At 74.6% G+C, this 15255-nt stretch carries 14 protein-coding genes and 1 pseudogene; 6 read left to right on the forward strand and 9 right to left on the reverse strand.

Annotation, left to right across the window (positions count from 1 at the left end; genetic code table 11):
- Nucleotides 1-4: 4 nt before the first annotated feature.
- Nucleotides 5-1507, reverse strand: coding sequence for a hypothetical protein (locus tag ACIQR3_RS18275; RefSeq protein ID WP_403539830.1), 1503 nt, complete (start codon nt 1505-1507; stop codon nt 5-7).
- A gap of 338 nt (nt 1508-1845) precedes the next feature.
- Between ACIQR3_RS18275 and ACIQR3_RS18280 the strand changes: the two genes are divergently transcribed.
- A complete protein-coding gene (locus ACIQR3_RS18280; protein ID WP_403539832.1) occupies nt 1846-2979 on the forward strand; it encodes an aminoglycoside phosphotransferase family protein in 1134 nt (377 codons plus the stop codon).
- Between the two features lie 398 nt (nt 2980-3377).
- On the forward strand, nt 3378-5384 hold the full coding sequence (locus ACIQR3_RS18285; RefSeq protein ID WP_403539834.1) for an N-acetylmuramoyl-L-alanine amidase: 2007 nt from the start codon (nt 3378-3380) through the stop codon (nt 5382-5384).
- Between the two features lie 3 nt (nt 5385-5387).
- Here ACIQR3_RS18285 and ACIQR3_RS18290 read toward each other — a convergent pair whose 3' ends face one another.
- The 7 genes from ACIQR3_RS18290 to ACIQR3_RS18320 form a co-directional block, all read right to left on the reverse strand.
- Nucleotides 5388-5885: a hypothetical protein gene (locus ACIQR3_RS18290; protein WP_215167132.1), complete on the reverse strand. Its 498-nt coding sequence runs from the start codon at nt 5883-5885 to the stop codon at nt 5388-5390.
- A 79-nt stretch (nt 5886-5964) separates the two neighbouring features.
- Nucleotides 5965-6876: a universal stress protein gene (locus tag ACIQR3_RS18295; RefSeq protein WP_403539837.1), complete on the reverse strand. Its 912-nt coding sequence runs from the start codon at nt 6874-6876 to the stop codon at nt 5965-5967.
- 67 nt (nt 6877-6943) lie between these two features.
- Nucleotides 6944-7186 (reverse strand): DUF397 domain-containing protein, encoded by a 243-nt coding sequence (locus ACIQR3_RS18300; RefSeq protein ID WP_403539839.1) that lies wholly within the window; start codon nt 7184-7186, stop codon nt 6944-6946.
- A 157-nt stretch (nt 7187-7343) separates the two neighbouring features.
- Entirely contained in the window at nt 7344-7535 is a 192-nt protein-coding gene (locus ACIQR3_RS18305; protein WP_403539841.1) for a DUF2795 domain-containing protein, read from the reverse strand.
- A 176-nt stretch (nt 7536-7711) separates the two neighbouring features.
- Nucleotides 7712-9289 carry a phytoene desaturase family protein gene (locus ACIQR3_RS18310; RefSeq protein WP_403539843.1) on the reverse strand — a complete coding sequence of 526 codons (1578 nt, stop codon included), beginning with the start codon at nt 9287-9289 and terminating at the stop codon, nt 7712-7714.
- 109 nt (nt 9290-9398) lie between these two features.
- A complete protein-coding gene (locus ACIQR3_RS18315) occupies nt 9399-11669 on the reverse strand; it encodes a tetratricopeptide repeat protein (RefSeq protein ID WP_403539845.1) in 2271 nt (756 codons plus the stop codon).
- Nucleotides 11670-11784: 115 nt separating this feature from the next.
- Nucleotides 11785-12195, reverse strand: coding sequence for a ferredoxin (locus tag ACIQR3_RS18320; RefSeq protein WP_403539847.1), 411 nt, complete (start codon nt 12193-12195; stop codon nt 11785-11787).
- 135 nt (nt 12196-12330) lie between these two features.
- Between ACIQR3_RS18320 and ACIQR3_RS18325 the strand changes: the two genes are divergently transcribed.
- From ACIQR3_RS18325 to ACIQR3_RS18340, 4 genes and pseudogenes are all read left to right on the forward strand, one after another.
- Entirely contained in the window at nt 12331-12735 is a 405-nt protein-coding gene (locus ACIQR3_RS18325) for a ChaB family protein (RefSeq protein WP_403539850.1), read from the forward strand.
- A gap of 36 nt (nt 12736-12771) precedes the next feature.
- Nucleotides 12772-13131: a DUF6479 family protein gene (locus ACIQR3_RS18330; protein ID WP_403539851.1), complete on the forward strand. Its 360-nt coding sequence runs from the start codon at nt 12772-12774 to the stop codon at nt 13129-13131.
- A gap of 48 nt (nt 13132-13179) precedes the next feature.
- Nucleotides 13180-13530 (forward strand): hypothetical protein, encoded by a 351-nt coding sequence (locus ACIQR3_RS18335; protein ID WP_403539854.1) that lies wholly within the window; start codon nt 13180-13182, stop codon nt 13528-13530.
- Between the two features lie 101 nt (nt 13531-13631).
- Nucleotides 13632-13823 (forward strand): annotated as a pseudogene (locus tag ACIQR3_RS18340) (helix-turn-helix domain-containing protein); the annotation flags it as partial.
- Nucleotides 13824-13860: 37 nt separating this feature from the next.
- Here ACIQR3_RS18340 and ACIQR3_RS18345 read toward each other — a convergent pair.
- Nucleotides 13861-15207 carry an MFS transporter gene (locus ACIQR3_RS18345; RefSeq protein WP_403539857.1) on the reverse strand — a complete coding sequence of 449 codons (1347 nt, stop codon included), beginning with the start codon at nt 15205-15207 and terminating at the stop codon, nt 13861-13863.
- Between the last annotated feature and the right edge of the window lie 48 nt (nt 15208-15255).

Genomic DNA, 15255 nt, shown 5'->3' on the forward strand with positions numbered 1-15255 from the left:
TGGGCTACGCGGAGGCGCTGTTGCCGGATTTGCCCTTTCCCTTCGCCTTCGGCAGCGCCAGCCTGATCTCCTCCCGCAGTTGCCGGATGTCCGGATAGCCGGCGTACTCGGCGGTGAGCCGGTACATCTGGCGCAGCCGGTCCCAGGTGCGGTGGGAGGAGTTGGAACCCATCGCCATCAGGGCCAGCCGGGCGTAGCGGTCCGCCTGTTCCGGGTCGTCGGCGATGAAGCAGGCCGAGGCCATGGAGAGATGGTCGAAGATCTTCGACCGCCCCCGGGCGTCGGTCCGCAGGTCCAGTGCCTTCCCGGCGTAGTACTGCGCGTGTGCCGCCGCGCCCGGGTCGAACTCGGCCAGCGTGCGGTAGGCGAGCGCCGTCATGCCGTACAGGTCCTCCTCCGTGAAGAGCTGCATCCAGTCCGGCTGTTCGATGTCGTCACGGTCGGAGACGAACAGGTCCTCGGCCTGGCCGAGGGTGCGGCGCATCGCCTGGCCCTTGCCCATCGACGCCTGCGCCCACGCCTCGATGGTGTGGAACATCGCCCGGGTTCGCGGCAGCAGCCGCTCCCCGGAACCGGACGTGGCGAGCTTCATCAGGTCCAGCGCGTCGTCGGGCCGGCCCAGGTGCACCATCTGGCGGGCCGCCCGGGAGAGCGCCTCACCGGCCCGGGGCCGGTCACCGCCCTCACGCGCGGCGTGGGCGGCGATGAGGAAGTACTTCTGGGCCGTGGGTTCCAGGCCGACGTCGTGCGACATCCAGCCGGCCAGGACGGCGAGGTTGGCGGCGACGCCCCACAGGCGCCGCTGGAGATAGGGAGGGTGCCGGTAGGCGAGCATGCCGCCCACCTCGTTGAGCTGGCCCACCACCGCCTTGCGCTGGAGCCCGCCCCCGCGGGCGGCGTCCCAGGCGCGGAACACTTCGACCGAACGCTCCAGTTCCTCGATCTCCTGCGACCCGATGGGGGCGGCCTCGTAACGGTCGAACCCGGCGGAGTCAGCGGTGTGCAGGGGACGGTCGAGGTCGGGAGCGTCGGCAGCCAGAGCAGGGTCGGTGTGCAGCCAGTCGTGCATGGCGCCGCTGAGTGCGGATCCCGCGGCGAGCGCGGCGCCCGCGCCCACCAAGCCGCGTCGGTTGAGCATGAGGTCCATTCCCGTGAATTCGGTGAGGACCGCGGCGGTCCGCTCGGGCGCCCACGGCACTCCGTCGGGATGTTCCTCGCTCCCGCCGCCCTGCCGTCTCCCCGCACGCCCGTGCCGGACCAGACCGAGATCCTCGATGGTCACGACACGGCCGAGACGCTCGGTGAACAGCACCGCCAGCACCCTCGGCACCGGATCGCGCGGGATCTCTCCCATGTCGATCCACCGCCGCACCCGCGAGGTGTCGGTCGCCAGCTGGGGGTGGCCCATGGCCGCCGCCTGCCGGTTGACCAGCCTCGCGAGTTCGCCCTTGGACCAGCCGGCCAGGCCGAACAGGTCCGAGAGCCGGGTGTTGGGTCGTCCGCTCACGTCAAGCCCCCAGGTTCTCGGCTGAGTTGACAGTAGCCGCGGGCAGGTTGCCGGGCGACTATTCGCCAGGGTTCGCCAGGGTTCGCCAGATGGTGTGCCAGGGCCGGTCGGGTGTCAGGTAGGAGTGCGTCACCCCGACTTGGCCGCCGCCGGGACACTCCCCAGGGTGGCCCGACGACGGCCGGTCGGGCGGCGCGGCCCACGTGCCGTGCCGGAACACGGCACAGGCACAGCACGCATTCGCCGGCCCGGACTGAACGGCTGGACACACGGTCCAGCCGGCAGCCGGCAGCCGGCCCAGGCAGCACAGCAGGAACACGAAGGGATCTGTCTCGCCCATGTACGCAGCATCGTCCTCCGTGTCCGCCCCGCCCCGGTCGCCGCACGCCCGCCCGGTGGGCAGCGGCCCGTATCTGGCCCCTCCGCGACCGGCGGGCCCCGTCCTCGGCGCGGGCAGGGCGCGGCGCGCCACCGGGCCCGGCGCACCACCCCTCAGCGGGAGAATCGACTTGTCCGGCCCCCAGGGTGCCCAGCTCCGTACGGCGATCGCCGCCGTGCACCGGATCTGCCCGGAGTTCTCGCCGGTCCAGGTGCTGCGGCGCAGCGGACGGTCGGTCCTGCTGGTCGGCACCACGGGGCGCAACACGGCCGTCGCCAAGTGCCTGCTGGACCACTCGCCCGCGTGGGCAGAGCGGATCCGGCACGAAATAGCGGCCTACCGCACGTTCGTCCGGCACCGCCCGCCGGCGCGGGTGCCGAGGCTGATCGCGGCGGACCCGGACAACTGCACGCTCGTGATCGAGCGGATGCCGGGACGGGTGGCCGCCGTACAGCGGCACCCGGTGGAGGCTCCTCCGCGGGCGGACATCAGGGCGGCGCTCGGCGCGGTCTGCCGGCTCAACGCCTGGCGGCCGCCGGCGGACACCTTCGGCCAGCCCCTGAAGTACGCGGAGCGGATCTCCCGGTACCACGAGCTGGGACTGCTCACCGACCGGGACCTGGGCGACCTCCAGAAGCTGCTGCACGGCATCGCGCACGCGGCCGGGGGCCAGCCGATGGGCCAGTTCTGCCACGGCGACGCGCTGCTGTCGAACATCCTCCTGTCACCGGCCGGTCCAGTGCTGGTGGACTGGGAGCACGCGGGCTGGTACCTGCCGGGCTACGACCTGGCGACGCTGTGGTCGGTGCTCGGCGACGCGCCGGTGGCCCGGCGGCAGATCAGCCAGCTCGCCCAGTCGGGCGGCCCGGCCTCGCGGGACGCGTTCCTGGTCAACCTGATGCTGGTGCTGACCCGGGAGATCCGTACCTACGAGACGGCCGTGCAGCGTTCGATGCGGGACGGGGCCCCCGCGGCACCGGTGGCGCCGGGTGCCACGACATCGGGTGAGGAGCAGCGGCTGCTGCTGCGCCGGCTGCACGACGACTGTCAGCTGGCCCGCCGGGCCGTGCGGGCGGCGGTCGGCACGCGCTGAGCGAAGGCGCCGGAGGAGCCGGAGAAGCCAGAGGTCCGCGGTGTCTCCGCAAGGGCACACCGCGGACCTTTTCGCGCGCCTGCCGCCGGGGGGGCGGACGGTGGGCTTTCGGGGTCCTGCCGCCGGGGACGGCCAGTGGGCTCTTCGTATGCCTCCCGACGGCACGGCCATCGGACCTTTCGGGTTCCTCCCGTTCCTCCCGCCGACGCCGTCGGCGGTCTACTCCACTGACGCCGCCCAGGCCCGCGGGTCGCCGCCCGGAAACCCTCCTGCCCCCTCGCTGACGTGGGAAGTCCAGTCGCCGCAGGCGTGATTGACGGGACGTCGGACCGGCGGGTACCACTGACGGACGCCCGGCCCGCACGACCCGCCAACGCCCCACGTCACAGGAGGCTGTCTTGCGAGGATCCGCCCCCGGCCCCGCTTCCGTCCCCGTCGGCAGCCGCCGTCGCGTCCTGCCCGTCACGGCGGTGCTGCTGCTGCCGCTGCTCGGCGCCGCCCCGCCCACCGGCCCGGCGTCCGCCTCCGCGTCCGTCTCCGTCCCCTCCGCCATGTCCGCGTCCGCGTCCGTGTCCGCCCCGGACGGTCTCCAGCGGGCGTTCGCCGCCGCGGCGGCCGAGTACCGGGTGCCGCAGAGCGTGCTGCTGGGTGTCTCCTACCTCCAGTCCCGCTGGGACGCGCACGGCGGCGCGCCGAGCGTGACCGGAGGGTACGGCCCGATGCACCTCACCGACGCCCGTACCGCCCTGGCCGGCGCCTCCTCGCACCACGACGAGGGCACCGAGGACCCGCGCGGCGACGACGCCCGGCCCGCACTGCGCCCCGGGCCGGCCGCACCGGTGACCGAAGCGCTGCCGGCCCGGCTGTCCACCCTGCCCCGGGCGGCCGGGCTGACCGGGCTGAGCAACCGGGCGCTGCGCACCGACCCGGCCGCCAACGTGGCCGGGGGTGCCGCGCTGCTGGCCGCCGCCCAGCGGGAGCTGGGCGAGCCCCTGAGTGCCGACCCGGCCGACTGGTACGGAGCGGTGGCCCGTTTCTCCGGCGCCGACGACACGGCGACCGCGTCGGCGTACGCCGATGACGTCTACGCGGTGATCCGGGCCGGCGAGCGGCGCACGACGGACGCGGGCCAGCGGGTCGTGCTGGCCGCCCGGCCCGACGTGGCCCCGGAGACCGGGCAGTTGGCGCGCACCGGGCTGCGTACGGCGTCGGCGGCCGGCACCGAGTGCCCGCGCACCGTCTCCTGCGAGTGGATACCGGCGCCGTACGAGGAGTTCGGGGACGGCGACTACGGCAACCACGACCTGGGCCACAGGCCCGCCTCGCAGCGCGTCCGGTACATCGTCGTGCACGACACCGAGGGCGCCTGGGACGGCGTGCTGGACATGGTGCGGGACCCCGCCTACGTCTCGTGGAACTACACGCTGCGCTCCACCGACGGCCACATCGCCCAGCACGTGAAGGCGAAGGACGTGGCCTGGCACGCGGGCAACTGGTACGTCAACGCGGGCTCGATCGGCCTGGAGCACGAGGGGTTCCTGGCTCAGCCGGACGCCTGGTACACGGAGGCGATGTACCGGTCGTCGGCGCGGCTGGTGAGGTACCTGTCGAAGAAGTACGGCATTCCGCTGGACCGGCAGCACATCCTGGGCCACGACAACGTGCCCGGCCCGACCACGTCCGCGATCCCGGGCATGCACACCGATCCGGGCCCGTACTGGGACTGGGCGCACTACTTCCGGCTGCTGGGCCGGCCCTTCCACGCGACCGCCGGGAAGAACGCCGCCGTGGTGACGATCCGCCCCGGCTACGCGGCCAACCGGCCGGTGTTCACGGGCTGCGAGAGCGCGGGCGAGCCGTGCGCGGCGCACGGCTCCAGCGCGGTGCGGCTGTACTCCGACCACTCCGAGGACGCGCCGCTGATCAAGGACATCGGCCTGGGCACGGCACCGACCACGGGCGTGAACGACCTGTCCTCCCGGGTGTCCACCGGTCAGCAGTACGCGGTGGCCGGCCGGTGGGGGGACTGGACGGCCGTCTGGTACCTGGGCCAGAAGGCGTGGTTCAGGAACCCGCCGTCCCGGCCCACCGCCGTGCCCGCGAAGGGCACGACGGTGACCGCGCGGGAAGGGGCGGAGAGTGTCCCGGTGTACGGGCGGGCCTACCCGGAGGCGTCGGCCTATCCGGAGGGGGTGCCGGTCCAGGCGGTGTCCCCGCTGCCGTACCGGCTGCCCGCGGGCCAGCGGTACGTGGTCGGTGACGAGGTCCCCGGCGAGTACTACTACGCGGTCACCTTCTCCGAGGACGCGCACCGGGTGGTGACCGGCGAGGACCGGTACTACGAGATCCAGTACGGCCACCGGGTCGCGTACGTGCGCGCCGCCGACGTGGAGGTCGTGCGCTGAGCCTCAGCCCTGCTGGAACAGTTCCGCCGGGAGCGGTTTCAGCAGGGCGTACAGGTCGTCGGTGATGGGGCGGTCCCAGGCGGCGATGGTCACCAGGACGTTGTCGCTGCGGTCGAACTGCACGCAGGAGATCCGGCTCTCGGAGAGCTTCAGGCGGCGCACGATCAGGAGGTTGTCGCCCTGCATCACGGGGGTGTCCTCGGTGCCGACGACGGTCACCTCCTCGTCGTTCTCCAGGGCCAGCAGCAACTGGGCGACCTCGAACGGGATCTCTCCCTCGGGGACCTCGCGGGCCGGGGAGCCCTCCGGCAGGTTGCCGATGATCATCGCGGGGCCGCGGCCGCCGAACAGGTCGTAGCGCAGGAAGACGCCCTGGCAGGTACCGTCCGGGGCGGGCAGCAGGCCGGCGCCCAGATTGCCGGGCCAGTCACCCGGGTCCATGGCCAGTACGTCGAAGTCGGGCCCGGCGGGCGTGGCGCTGCGGCGGCGGAGGAACGACATGCCGCCCATGGTACGTGGTCGCGCCCGACGGGCCCGGTGCCCTCGGCCGGTCAGGGGGCGGGGGTCCCGGGGGCGCGGGTCACTCCTCCGGCGGTGCGGGCGGCACCACCGCGACCGGGGCGGCGGCGTGCAGCAGCACGGCGTGGGCGACCGAGCCCATCATCCGGGCCGGGGCCAGCAGGCGCCGCCGGTGGCGACCGACGACGACCAGGTCGGCGTCGGCGGAGGCGGCGACGAGGTTGCCGGCGGCGTCGCCCGGCACGGCGTGCGTCTCGGCCCGGACGCCGGGGTGCCGTCCGCGGTGGGGGGCGAGCAGGCCGTCGGCGAGGACCCGGGTCTCGCTCGCCACGGCGACCTCGTCGATGACCGGGGCCACCGCCTGGCCGGGGGCCGTCATCCAGCTCTGCACCGGCCACGGGTAGGCGGCGACCACCTGGAGGCGGGCGTCGCGCAGCGCGGCCTCGGCGAAGGCGAACGCGAGCGTGGCCTCGTCGGGGCTGTCGACGTGCAGTCCGACGACCACCCGAGGGCCGGGCCCGGCCGGTGCGGTGCCGTGCACCTCGCGGCCGGGGCGCGGCACCACGACGACGGGGCACTCCGCGTCGCGGGCGGCGGCCAGCGAGCTGGAGCCGAGCAGCAGACTGGTGAAGCCGCCGCGGCCCCGGGAACCGAGCACCAGGAGCTGGGCCTCGGCGCCGAGTTCCGGCAGGGCGGCGGCGGGGACGCCGTCCGCGCCGACGTACTCGACGGCCGGTCCGCCGTCCTGCTCTTCCCGCAGGCGGGCACGGGCCGCGTCGAGGACGGGGTCGTCGTCCGGGTCGGGCGGCGGCACGACGGCCATGACCTCGGCCTGCGCCCAGGCGGCGTACTGCCGCACGTGCACCACCCGCAGGGGGGCGTCGCGTCTGCGGGCGGCGTCCCGGGCCCAGTCCAAGGCGCGCAGGCTGTCGTCCGAACCGTCGGTCGCGGCGACGACGGGCAGGGTGCTCATGGGTCCCTCACCTCCGGGGAGTACGGCCTCACCCCTCCCGGTCGGCCCACCCACGCCGCCGGGCGTCTCAGGTGAGGTCGAACTCCCCTTCCCGCGCTCCCGACACGAAGGCCCCCCATTCGTCGGGGGTGAAGATCAGGGAGGGGCTTTCCGGGCGGGCACTGTTGCGCATGGCGATGAAACCCTCGACGAAGGCGATCTGGACATCGCCCCGGCCGCGGCTGCTGGACTGCCAGTGCGCGTTGCTGAGGTCCAGCTCCGGCTTGTCCCAGCCGATGAGCGGGCGCTGGTGGGTGGTGGTCTCGGCCACGTCCGTGCTCCTCCCGATTGCGTCGTCCGCGGGTCAGCCTAGCGATCGGGTGCAATCGCCAACAGGCCGTGCGGGCGGGACCTTTCGGGAGAGGGCCGGTCCGTCGCGGGCGCGGATCACCGGCCCGGTGCGCCGGGCCGGCCGGCCCGCCCGGCGCCTACTGGTCGAAGACGGCCTTCTGCACCTCGTTGGGCCCGTCGAAGTTGTCCTTCTTCAGTCCGTCGAGGCGGCTGACGACCTTGTCGTCGGCCTTGTTCTTGCGGGCGCAGTCGACGAGCGACTTCTTGTCCGCCGGGTAGTCCGCGCCTCTGAGGGCCTTCTGCAGGTCGATGGGGCTGAGGTCGGCCATGGCGGTCTCCTTGTCGTACAGAGTCACGCGCTTGCGCGCATTGCGCGCATCGCATGCATTGCGGGTTTCGCGTGCGGTTGTCCGCTATGTCGCGGTACCCGTTCCGTCGCGGCGCATGCGCCCCTCAGTGCGCCGGGTCAGTCCGTCGGGTCAGTCCGTCGGGGCAGTGCGTCGGGTCAGCAGGCCGGGTTCTCCAGGACGGCCATGGCCGCGTTGTGCCCGGGTACGCCGCTCACCCCGCCGCCGCGGACCGCGCCGGCGCCGCACAGCAGGACGTTCGGGTACGGGGTCTCCACGCCCCAGCGGCCGGTGCCTTCCTGGGCGTACGGCCAGGTCAGCTCGCGGTGGAAGATGTTGCCGCCGGGCAGCCCGAGGTCGCGCTCCAGGTCCAGCGGGGTCCTCACCTCGACGCAGGGGCGGCCGTCCGCGTCGGTGGCCAGGCAGTCGGCGAGGGGCTCGGCCAGGTGGGCGTCGAGCTGGGCCAGGGTCGCCCGGAGCAGGTCCTGCCGCACGGCGTCGTGGTCCCGGGCGAAGAGCCGGGCGGGGGTGTGCAGGCCGAACAGGGTGAGCGTGTGGTGGCCCCGCCCGGCCAGGTCCGGGCCGAGGATCGAGGGGTCGGTGAGCGAGTGGCAGTAGATCTCCGAGGGCGGGGCGGCGGGCGGCCTGCCTGCCGCCGCCTGGGCGTGGGCGGCGGCCAGTTGCCGGTAGCCCTCGGCGACGTGGAAGGTCCCCGCGAACGCCTCCCGGGGGTCGACCGCCGGGTCGCGCAGGGCCGGGAGCCGCGTCAGCAGCATGTTCACCTTGAGCTGCGCGCCCTCGGCGGGCGGCGGAGGAGGAGCGCCGGTCAGCTCCGCCAGCGCCTGCGGGGAGGCGCCGACCAGGACGTGGCGGGCGGCGGCGACGCCCTCGCCGTCGGCCGTGCGCCAGGTGACCTCGGCCGACCGGCCGTCGGTGTCGACGCGTACCGCCTCGTGGCCGGTGGCGAGTACGGCGCCCGCGTCGCGCGCCGCCGCGGCCAGCGCGTCGGTGAGCGCTCCCATGCCGCCGACCGGCACGTCCCAGGCGCCGGTACCGCCGCCGATCACGTGGTACAGGAAGCAGCGGTTCTGTCTCAGGGACGGGTCGTGGGCGTCGGCGAAGGTGCCGATCAGGGCGTCGGTGAGGACCACGCCGCGTACCAGGTCGTCGGCGAAGTGCTCCTCGATCGCGACGCCGACCGGCTCCTCGAACAGGGACCGCCAGGCCGTCTCGTCGTCGACCCGGCGGCGCAGTTCCGCCCGGGTGGGCAGGGGCTCGGTGAGGGTTGGGAAGACCGTGCGGGCGACGCGGCCGGTCATGCCGTAGAACCGCCGCCAGGCCGCGTACTCCCGCTCGCCGCCGGTGAGCCGGGCGAAGGAGGCGCGGGTGCGCCGCTCGTCCCCGCCGACCAGCAGGCCGGTGGGCCGCCCGTCCCGCTCCACGGGTGTGTACGAGGAGACGGTACGGGGCCGGAGGCGGAAGTCGAGGCCGAGGTCCCGGACGATCTTCGCGGGCAGCAGGCTGACCAGGTAGGAGTAGCGGGACAGCCGGGCGTCGACACCGGCGAACGGCCGCGTGGACACGGCCGCGCCCCCGGTGCGGGCCAGCCGCTCCAGCACCAGGACCGAGCGGCCGGCACGGGCCAGGTAGGCGGCGGCGACCAGGCCGTTGTGGCCCCCGCCGACGATGACGACGTCGTGTCCGCGCGTGCCGCGCCGCGTGGTCGAGGCGGTCATGGCTCTTGGTAGCACGCGTCGTTGGGCGCCGCCAGGTAGCCGAGGGGCGCCGCACGGTCGACGACGGCCCGGCGCGGGCCGGTGGTGCTGCCGGCGGCCGACGGCCCCGTCAGCGGCCCTCCGGCGTCTCCCGTCTCCGCGGCGCCGCCCCGCGAAACAGCTCTCCCGCCTCGGCGGTCCGGCCCAGTTGCTCCAGACAGTGCGCCTCGTCCTCGCGGGCGGCGGCCGTGTCGGGGTGGTCGGCGCCCAGGACGCGTTCGCGGGCGGCGGTCACCCGGCGGTACTCGGTCAACGCGGACTCCCAGCGGCCCAGCCAGCCCAGGCCGACGGCGACCTCGCGGCGGCTGACGAGGGTGTCGGGGTGGTCGGCGCCCAGGACACGTTCGCGCATCGCGGCCACCGCGCGGGACTCGGCGAGCGCCTCCTCCCAGCGGCCGAGCCGGCCGAGGTTGACGCCGATGCCGTGCCGGGCGCGCAGGGTCTCGGGGTGGTCGGCGCCCAGGACGCGGGCGCGGTCGTCGGCCAGTTCGCGGTACAGGGCGAGCGCCTCGTCGCTGCGGCCGAGCCGGCCCAGGCTGATGCCGGTCTCGTAGCGCGCGGCGAGGGTGTCGGGGTGGTCGGCGCCCAGCACCCGGGCACGCGCGGCGGCGACGCCCCGGTAGGTGGCGAGCGCCTCCTTCCAGCGGTCCAGCTGGCCGAGCGCGTACGCCACCTCGTAGCGGGTGACGAGGGTGTCGGGGTGGTCGGCGCCCAGCACCCGGGCGCGGGCGCCGGCGACGTCGGCCGCCATCCGGTGGGCGTCCGCCCAGCGGCCGAGCCGGCCGAGGCTGAAGGCGAGGTTGTGGCGGCAGCGCAGGGTGTCGGGGTGGTCGGCGCCCATCGTGTGCTCCCGGGCGGCGAGGACGGCGGCGTACACCTGGTGGGCGTCGGCGTGCCGGCCGAGCCGTCCCAGGACGTACGCCATCTCCTGGCGGACGGCGAGGGTGTCGGGGTGGTCGGGGCCCAGGACGCGGATCCTGGCCTCGGCCACCCGCTTGTAGACGCGGAGGGCGTCGGCGGGGCGTCCGGTGCGGCTGAGGGCGAAGGCGGCCTCGTAGTGGCTGGCGAGGGTGTCGGAGTGGTCGGGGCCGAGCAGGCGCTCGCGGGCGGCGGCGACCGTCCGGTGCACCTCGCCGGCCTCGGTCCAGCGGCCCAGCCGGCCCAGCCGCAGGCCGACGTGGTGCCGGGCGGCCAGGGTGGCGGCGGTCTCCGGCGGCGGGCCGGGGCGCCGGCCGGCGACGGGCTCGTCGGCGGGCCACGCGAGCCGCCCGTCGGACACGCCGCCCGCCTCCCCGCCCGCACCGGACGCCCCGGAACTGCCGCCCGCCACCGCCCCGGAGCCGCCGCCCGCCACCGCTCCGGAGCCGGCCGAGCCGTCGGCCGAGCCGCGGGCGTACGTCCAGGACGGCGGGCCCGCCGCGCGCCCGGCCGGCTGGGGTGCCCGCGGCCGGACCGCGACGGCGGTCGGCACGTACGCCGGCGCGGTGCGGCCGGCCGCGATCCGGCGGCCCAGCTCCCGGGCGTCGCCGGGGCGCTGCTCGGGCCGTTTGGCCAGCAGGTCCAGGATGATGCGCTCCAGGTAACCGGGCAGGTCGGGACGGTGGCTGCGGGGCGGCAGCGGCGGGGTGTCGCGGTGGCCGGCGAGCACCGCCCAGGGATCGTCCAGGTCGAACGGCGGTACGCCGGTGGCCAGTTCGTACAGCACGCAGCCGAGCGAGTACAGGTCGCTGCGCCGGTCGACCTCCGTACCGCCGATCTGCTCCGGGGACATGTAGTGCGGGGTGCCCATCGCGACGCCCGTGCCGGTGAGCCGGGCGGTGAACCCCACGTCGTGGCCGAGCCGGGCGATGCCGAAGTCGCAGATCTTCACCGTGCCGTCGGCCAGCCGCACCATGTTGGCGGGCTTCAGGTCACGGTGCACGATGCCCTGCTCGTGGGTGTAGGCGAGGGCGGCGGCGACCTGTTCGGCGATGTCGACGACGTCGGTGACCGCCAGCGGATGGTGCTTGTTGTCCTCCAGGAGCTGACTGAGGTTGCGGCCCTCCAGCAGTTCCATGACCAGGAACAGCACCCCGTCGGAGTCACCGAAGTCGTGCACCACGGTCACCCCGCGGTGCTGGAGCGCGGCGGCCACCCGGGCCTCGCGGCGGAACCGCTCCCGCAGCACCCGGGTGAAGGAGTGGTCCTCCTGCGCGGCGAGCGGTTTCAGGCACTTGACGGCCACCCGGCGGCCCAGCGACTCGTCGCGGGCCCGCCACACCTCCCCCATCCCGCCGCGTCCGATCAGGTCGAGCAGCCGGTACCGGCCTTGGATCAGCGTGCCGTCCCCCGTGCACCCCATGGACCCCATAGAAGCGCGCCCCCGTCGCTGTCGCTCCGCCCTCCCCTGGCCCGTCCAGTATGGCGGTCCATGGGCCTGGTTTGTACGGGGCCGAGGGCGCCCACGGTCCGACGCGTCAGCGCAGGGTGTCGAGGAACGCCCCGCACGCCTTGGCGCAGTCCCGGCACGCTGCGGCGCTGTCCTCCGCGCCCGGCTGCCGGTCGAAGACCTGCGCGCTCTCCAGGCACACCTGCCGGCACCACTCCAGCTGGACGCGTATCGCCTCCTCGTCCACCTGGGTCTGCTCGGACAGCACCCGGCAGGTCGCGTCGCACACCTCGGCGCACATGATGCCCTTGCGCCGCACGAGTTCCTGGTTCTCCGTGCCGTCCGGGTCCACGAGGCTCGCCCGCAGCGCGCACACACGGGCGCACTCGGTGCACGCCTGTGCACATGCGAAGCGGTCCTCCAGGAACTGGAACAGCTCCTGCTGCGAACTGGTCGAACCGGTCGTAGTCGTCGTAGTCGTGGAAGTCGTGGAAGTCACACCGGGCGGGTTGCCGCCGCGGCCCGCGCCAAACCCGCCGAGCCCGGTGTTCCCAAGGCCTCCGGCCGGTTTTCCGTCACCCGCCCCGGGCACCCGTTCACCCTCCGGAAGCGACGACGAACGGAGGTGTACGGCATGCCGGGACGACAGGAACTGCCGTCGACCCTGGAGCGGTCTCCCGAGGAGGCCCAGCGCACGTGGATCAAGGCGCACGACTCGGCCGTGCGGGAGTACGGCGAGGGCGAGCGCGCGCACCGGGTGGCGTACGGCGCGCTGAAGCACACGTACGAGAAGGTCGGCGACCACTGGGAGCGCAAGGAGGGCGGGCGCAAGGGCCCCTCGGACCCGCGGTCGGCCCGGCCCCGGGGGCGCGGCGGGCGCAGCGGCGAGGGTGTCGACGAGAACGCGACCAAGCAGCACCTGTACGACGTCGCCAAGCGGCTCGGCGTCGAGGGGCGGTCGCGGATGTCGAAGGAGGAGCTGCTCGGCGCGATCCGCAAGGCGAACCGTTCGCAGACGCGATCCGCGCGAGAGAGCTGAGGGGTTCGTGGCGGGGAGCGGGGGTACTCGGCGCCCATGACTAGCGCATGGATGGAGATGGCCGCGAGCAACGGCGCCATGGGCGTCGGACTGGTCGTGGCGGCTTTCGTGGTCGTGGCGCTGCTGATCGGCGCCTTCGCTGTCGGCATCCGCGTCAAGCGCCGGGAGTCGCCGCCGCCGACCCCGGACGAGCAGCCGCACATGCCCGCGGGCGGACCGGTCCGCGAGACCCGGGAGAGCAGGGCGCCGGAGGAGGTGCCCCACGGTGACGAGCGGCTGCTGCCGCACGACCTCCATCGCCAGAGCAGCCGCTCCGCCCCGGAGCAGCCGCGGCGCCGTTGGGACGAGGGCAGCAGCGGTTCCTTCGGCAGCGGCGGCCCGGGCGGCGGTCACTGAACGACGAGGCCACCGAAGACCTAGGTGACCGACGAGGAAGTGAGAACCATGGCCGACTCCGCCCACAACGCCCTGCCGTTGCCCGACTACGACCATCTGCCGCTCGGCAGCCTGGAGAGCCGGGTGCGGTCGCTGGGCACGGACGAGGTGGAGGAACTGCTCGCCTACGAGCGGTCGCACGGCGACCGGCTGCCGGTGACGGAACTGCTGGCGTCCCGTCTGGAGCAGTTGCAGGCGGGCGCGGTGCCGACCTCCGGCGACCCCGGTGCCCTGCGCCCCGAGCAGAGCCGGGGCCACGGCGGCTCCCCCGTCTCCCCCGCGACCTCCCCGCAGCCGTTCGGCGCACCGCCGCACGGCACCCCGGACCAGCGCGGCAAGCCGAAGGGCGACCGGAGCTAGGTGTATTGATCACGAGCGTTGTTAACGCCGACGGGGCTTGATCATGGCGAAGACCTCCGGTGTGGTGGAGCTGTCTAGGACTGCACCGCACGGAGGTCTTCGTGTCCCACCGTAATGCCCGGCTGACCGTTCACGGCAGGCGGCTCCTCATCGAGCGTGTCCACGCGGGCCGTCCGGTCGCGCACGTCGCAGCCGAGATGGGCATCTCGCGCGTCACGGCCCACAAGTGGGTCCGCCGCTGGCGGGCCGAAGGCGAGCAAGGGCTGCACGACCGCTCCGGCAGGCCGCGCACGGCCACGCCGCCGGGGTCGGCCACGGTGGTGCCGACGGTCACTCCGCGGTGCGCGCGGTCGGGCAGCGGGCCTCGTGCGCCGTGCCCGCCGGGGCCGGCCGGTCGGCGGTGGGCTCGGTGGTGGGCCGGGTGGCGGCGGCCCGCGGGGCCGGCGGGGCCAGGGACACGGCGACCGCGCCGACCGCCGCGACGGCCGCGAAGAGGGCGAAGCTCCAGCCGATGCCGGCGTCGGAGGCGAGCAGCAGGCCGCCGACCGAGGGGCCGAGGATGCCGCCGAGCCGGCCCACCCCGAGCGACCAGCCGATGCCCGTGGCGCGGGCCGGTACCGGGTAGGAGCGGGTGACGTGGGCGTTGAGCATGTTCATCGTGCCGATCGCCCCGAACCCGCTGACGGCGACGAGTACGTAGGTCAGCGCCACGGGCCCGCGCACGCTCAGCAGGGCCACGCACAGCGCGCCGAGCGCGAAGGCGCCCACGACCACGTACGTGGAGCCGACGCGGTCGGCGAGCCGGCCGGCCAGGAGCGAGCCCACGATCGAGCCGAGGTTGAACACGAGCAGGAAGGAGAGCGCCGAGCCGAGCGGGTAGCCGGCCTCCCGCATCAGCTCCGGCAGCCAGGTGTTCATCCCGTACACCAGCAGCAGCGCGGCGAAGGCGGCGGTCCAGAACAGCAGGGTGCGTCGGGCCAGACCGCCGGTGAACAGGGCCCGGACACCCGCGTGCCCGGTGCTCGGCGGGGGTTCGGGGACGGTGCGGCCGAGCCGTGCGGCCAGGGCGCGCGCCTCGTCGAGCCGCCCGCGGCCCACCAGGTGCTCGACGGACTCCGGGAGGTAGCGCAGCGCCAACGGCACCACCAGGACGAGCGGGGCCGCGCCGATGACGTACATCACCCGCCAGCCCGCGTCCTCCACCAGACCGATGGCGAGCGCGGAGGCGAGGATGCCGCCGACGGCGTACCCGGACTGCATGGCCATGTAGGTGAGGTTGCGCCGGTGGGCGGGCGCGTACTCGATGGTCAGCGCGGTCGCCGCGGGCAGTACGGCGCCCAGCCCCAGGCCGGTGAGGAAGCGCAGCACCATGAAGGTGTCCGGGTTCTGGGCGGCGGCGCACGCGGCGGTCAGCAGGGAGAAGGCGGTGAGTCCGCCGATCAGGGTGCGGCGGCGGCCGAGGCGGTCCGCGAGGGAACCGGCGAGCAGGGAGCCCAGCAGCATGCCGACGAGCGCGCTGGACGCCAGCCGCCCGGCCTCGGCCGGTCCGATCCCCCACTCGTCCATGAGCGCGGAGACGGTGGTGCCGTAAACGACGAGGTCGTACCCGTCGAACGCGACCGCGGCCCCGCACAGACCGATGACCAGTGGCGTACGCAGTCGGCGTGCGACCAGCATGCTTGCTTACCCTCCCAGGGGACGTGGACAGGCATGCCGAGGGGGCGG

The sequence above is a fragment of the Streptomyces sp. NPDC090994 genome (assembly GCF_044768905.1).
Classification (GTDB): Bacteria; Actinomycetota; Actinomycetes; order Streptomycetales; family Streptomycetaceae; genus Streptomyces.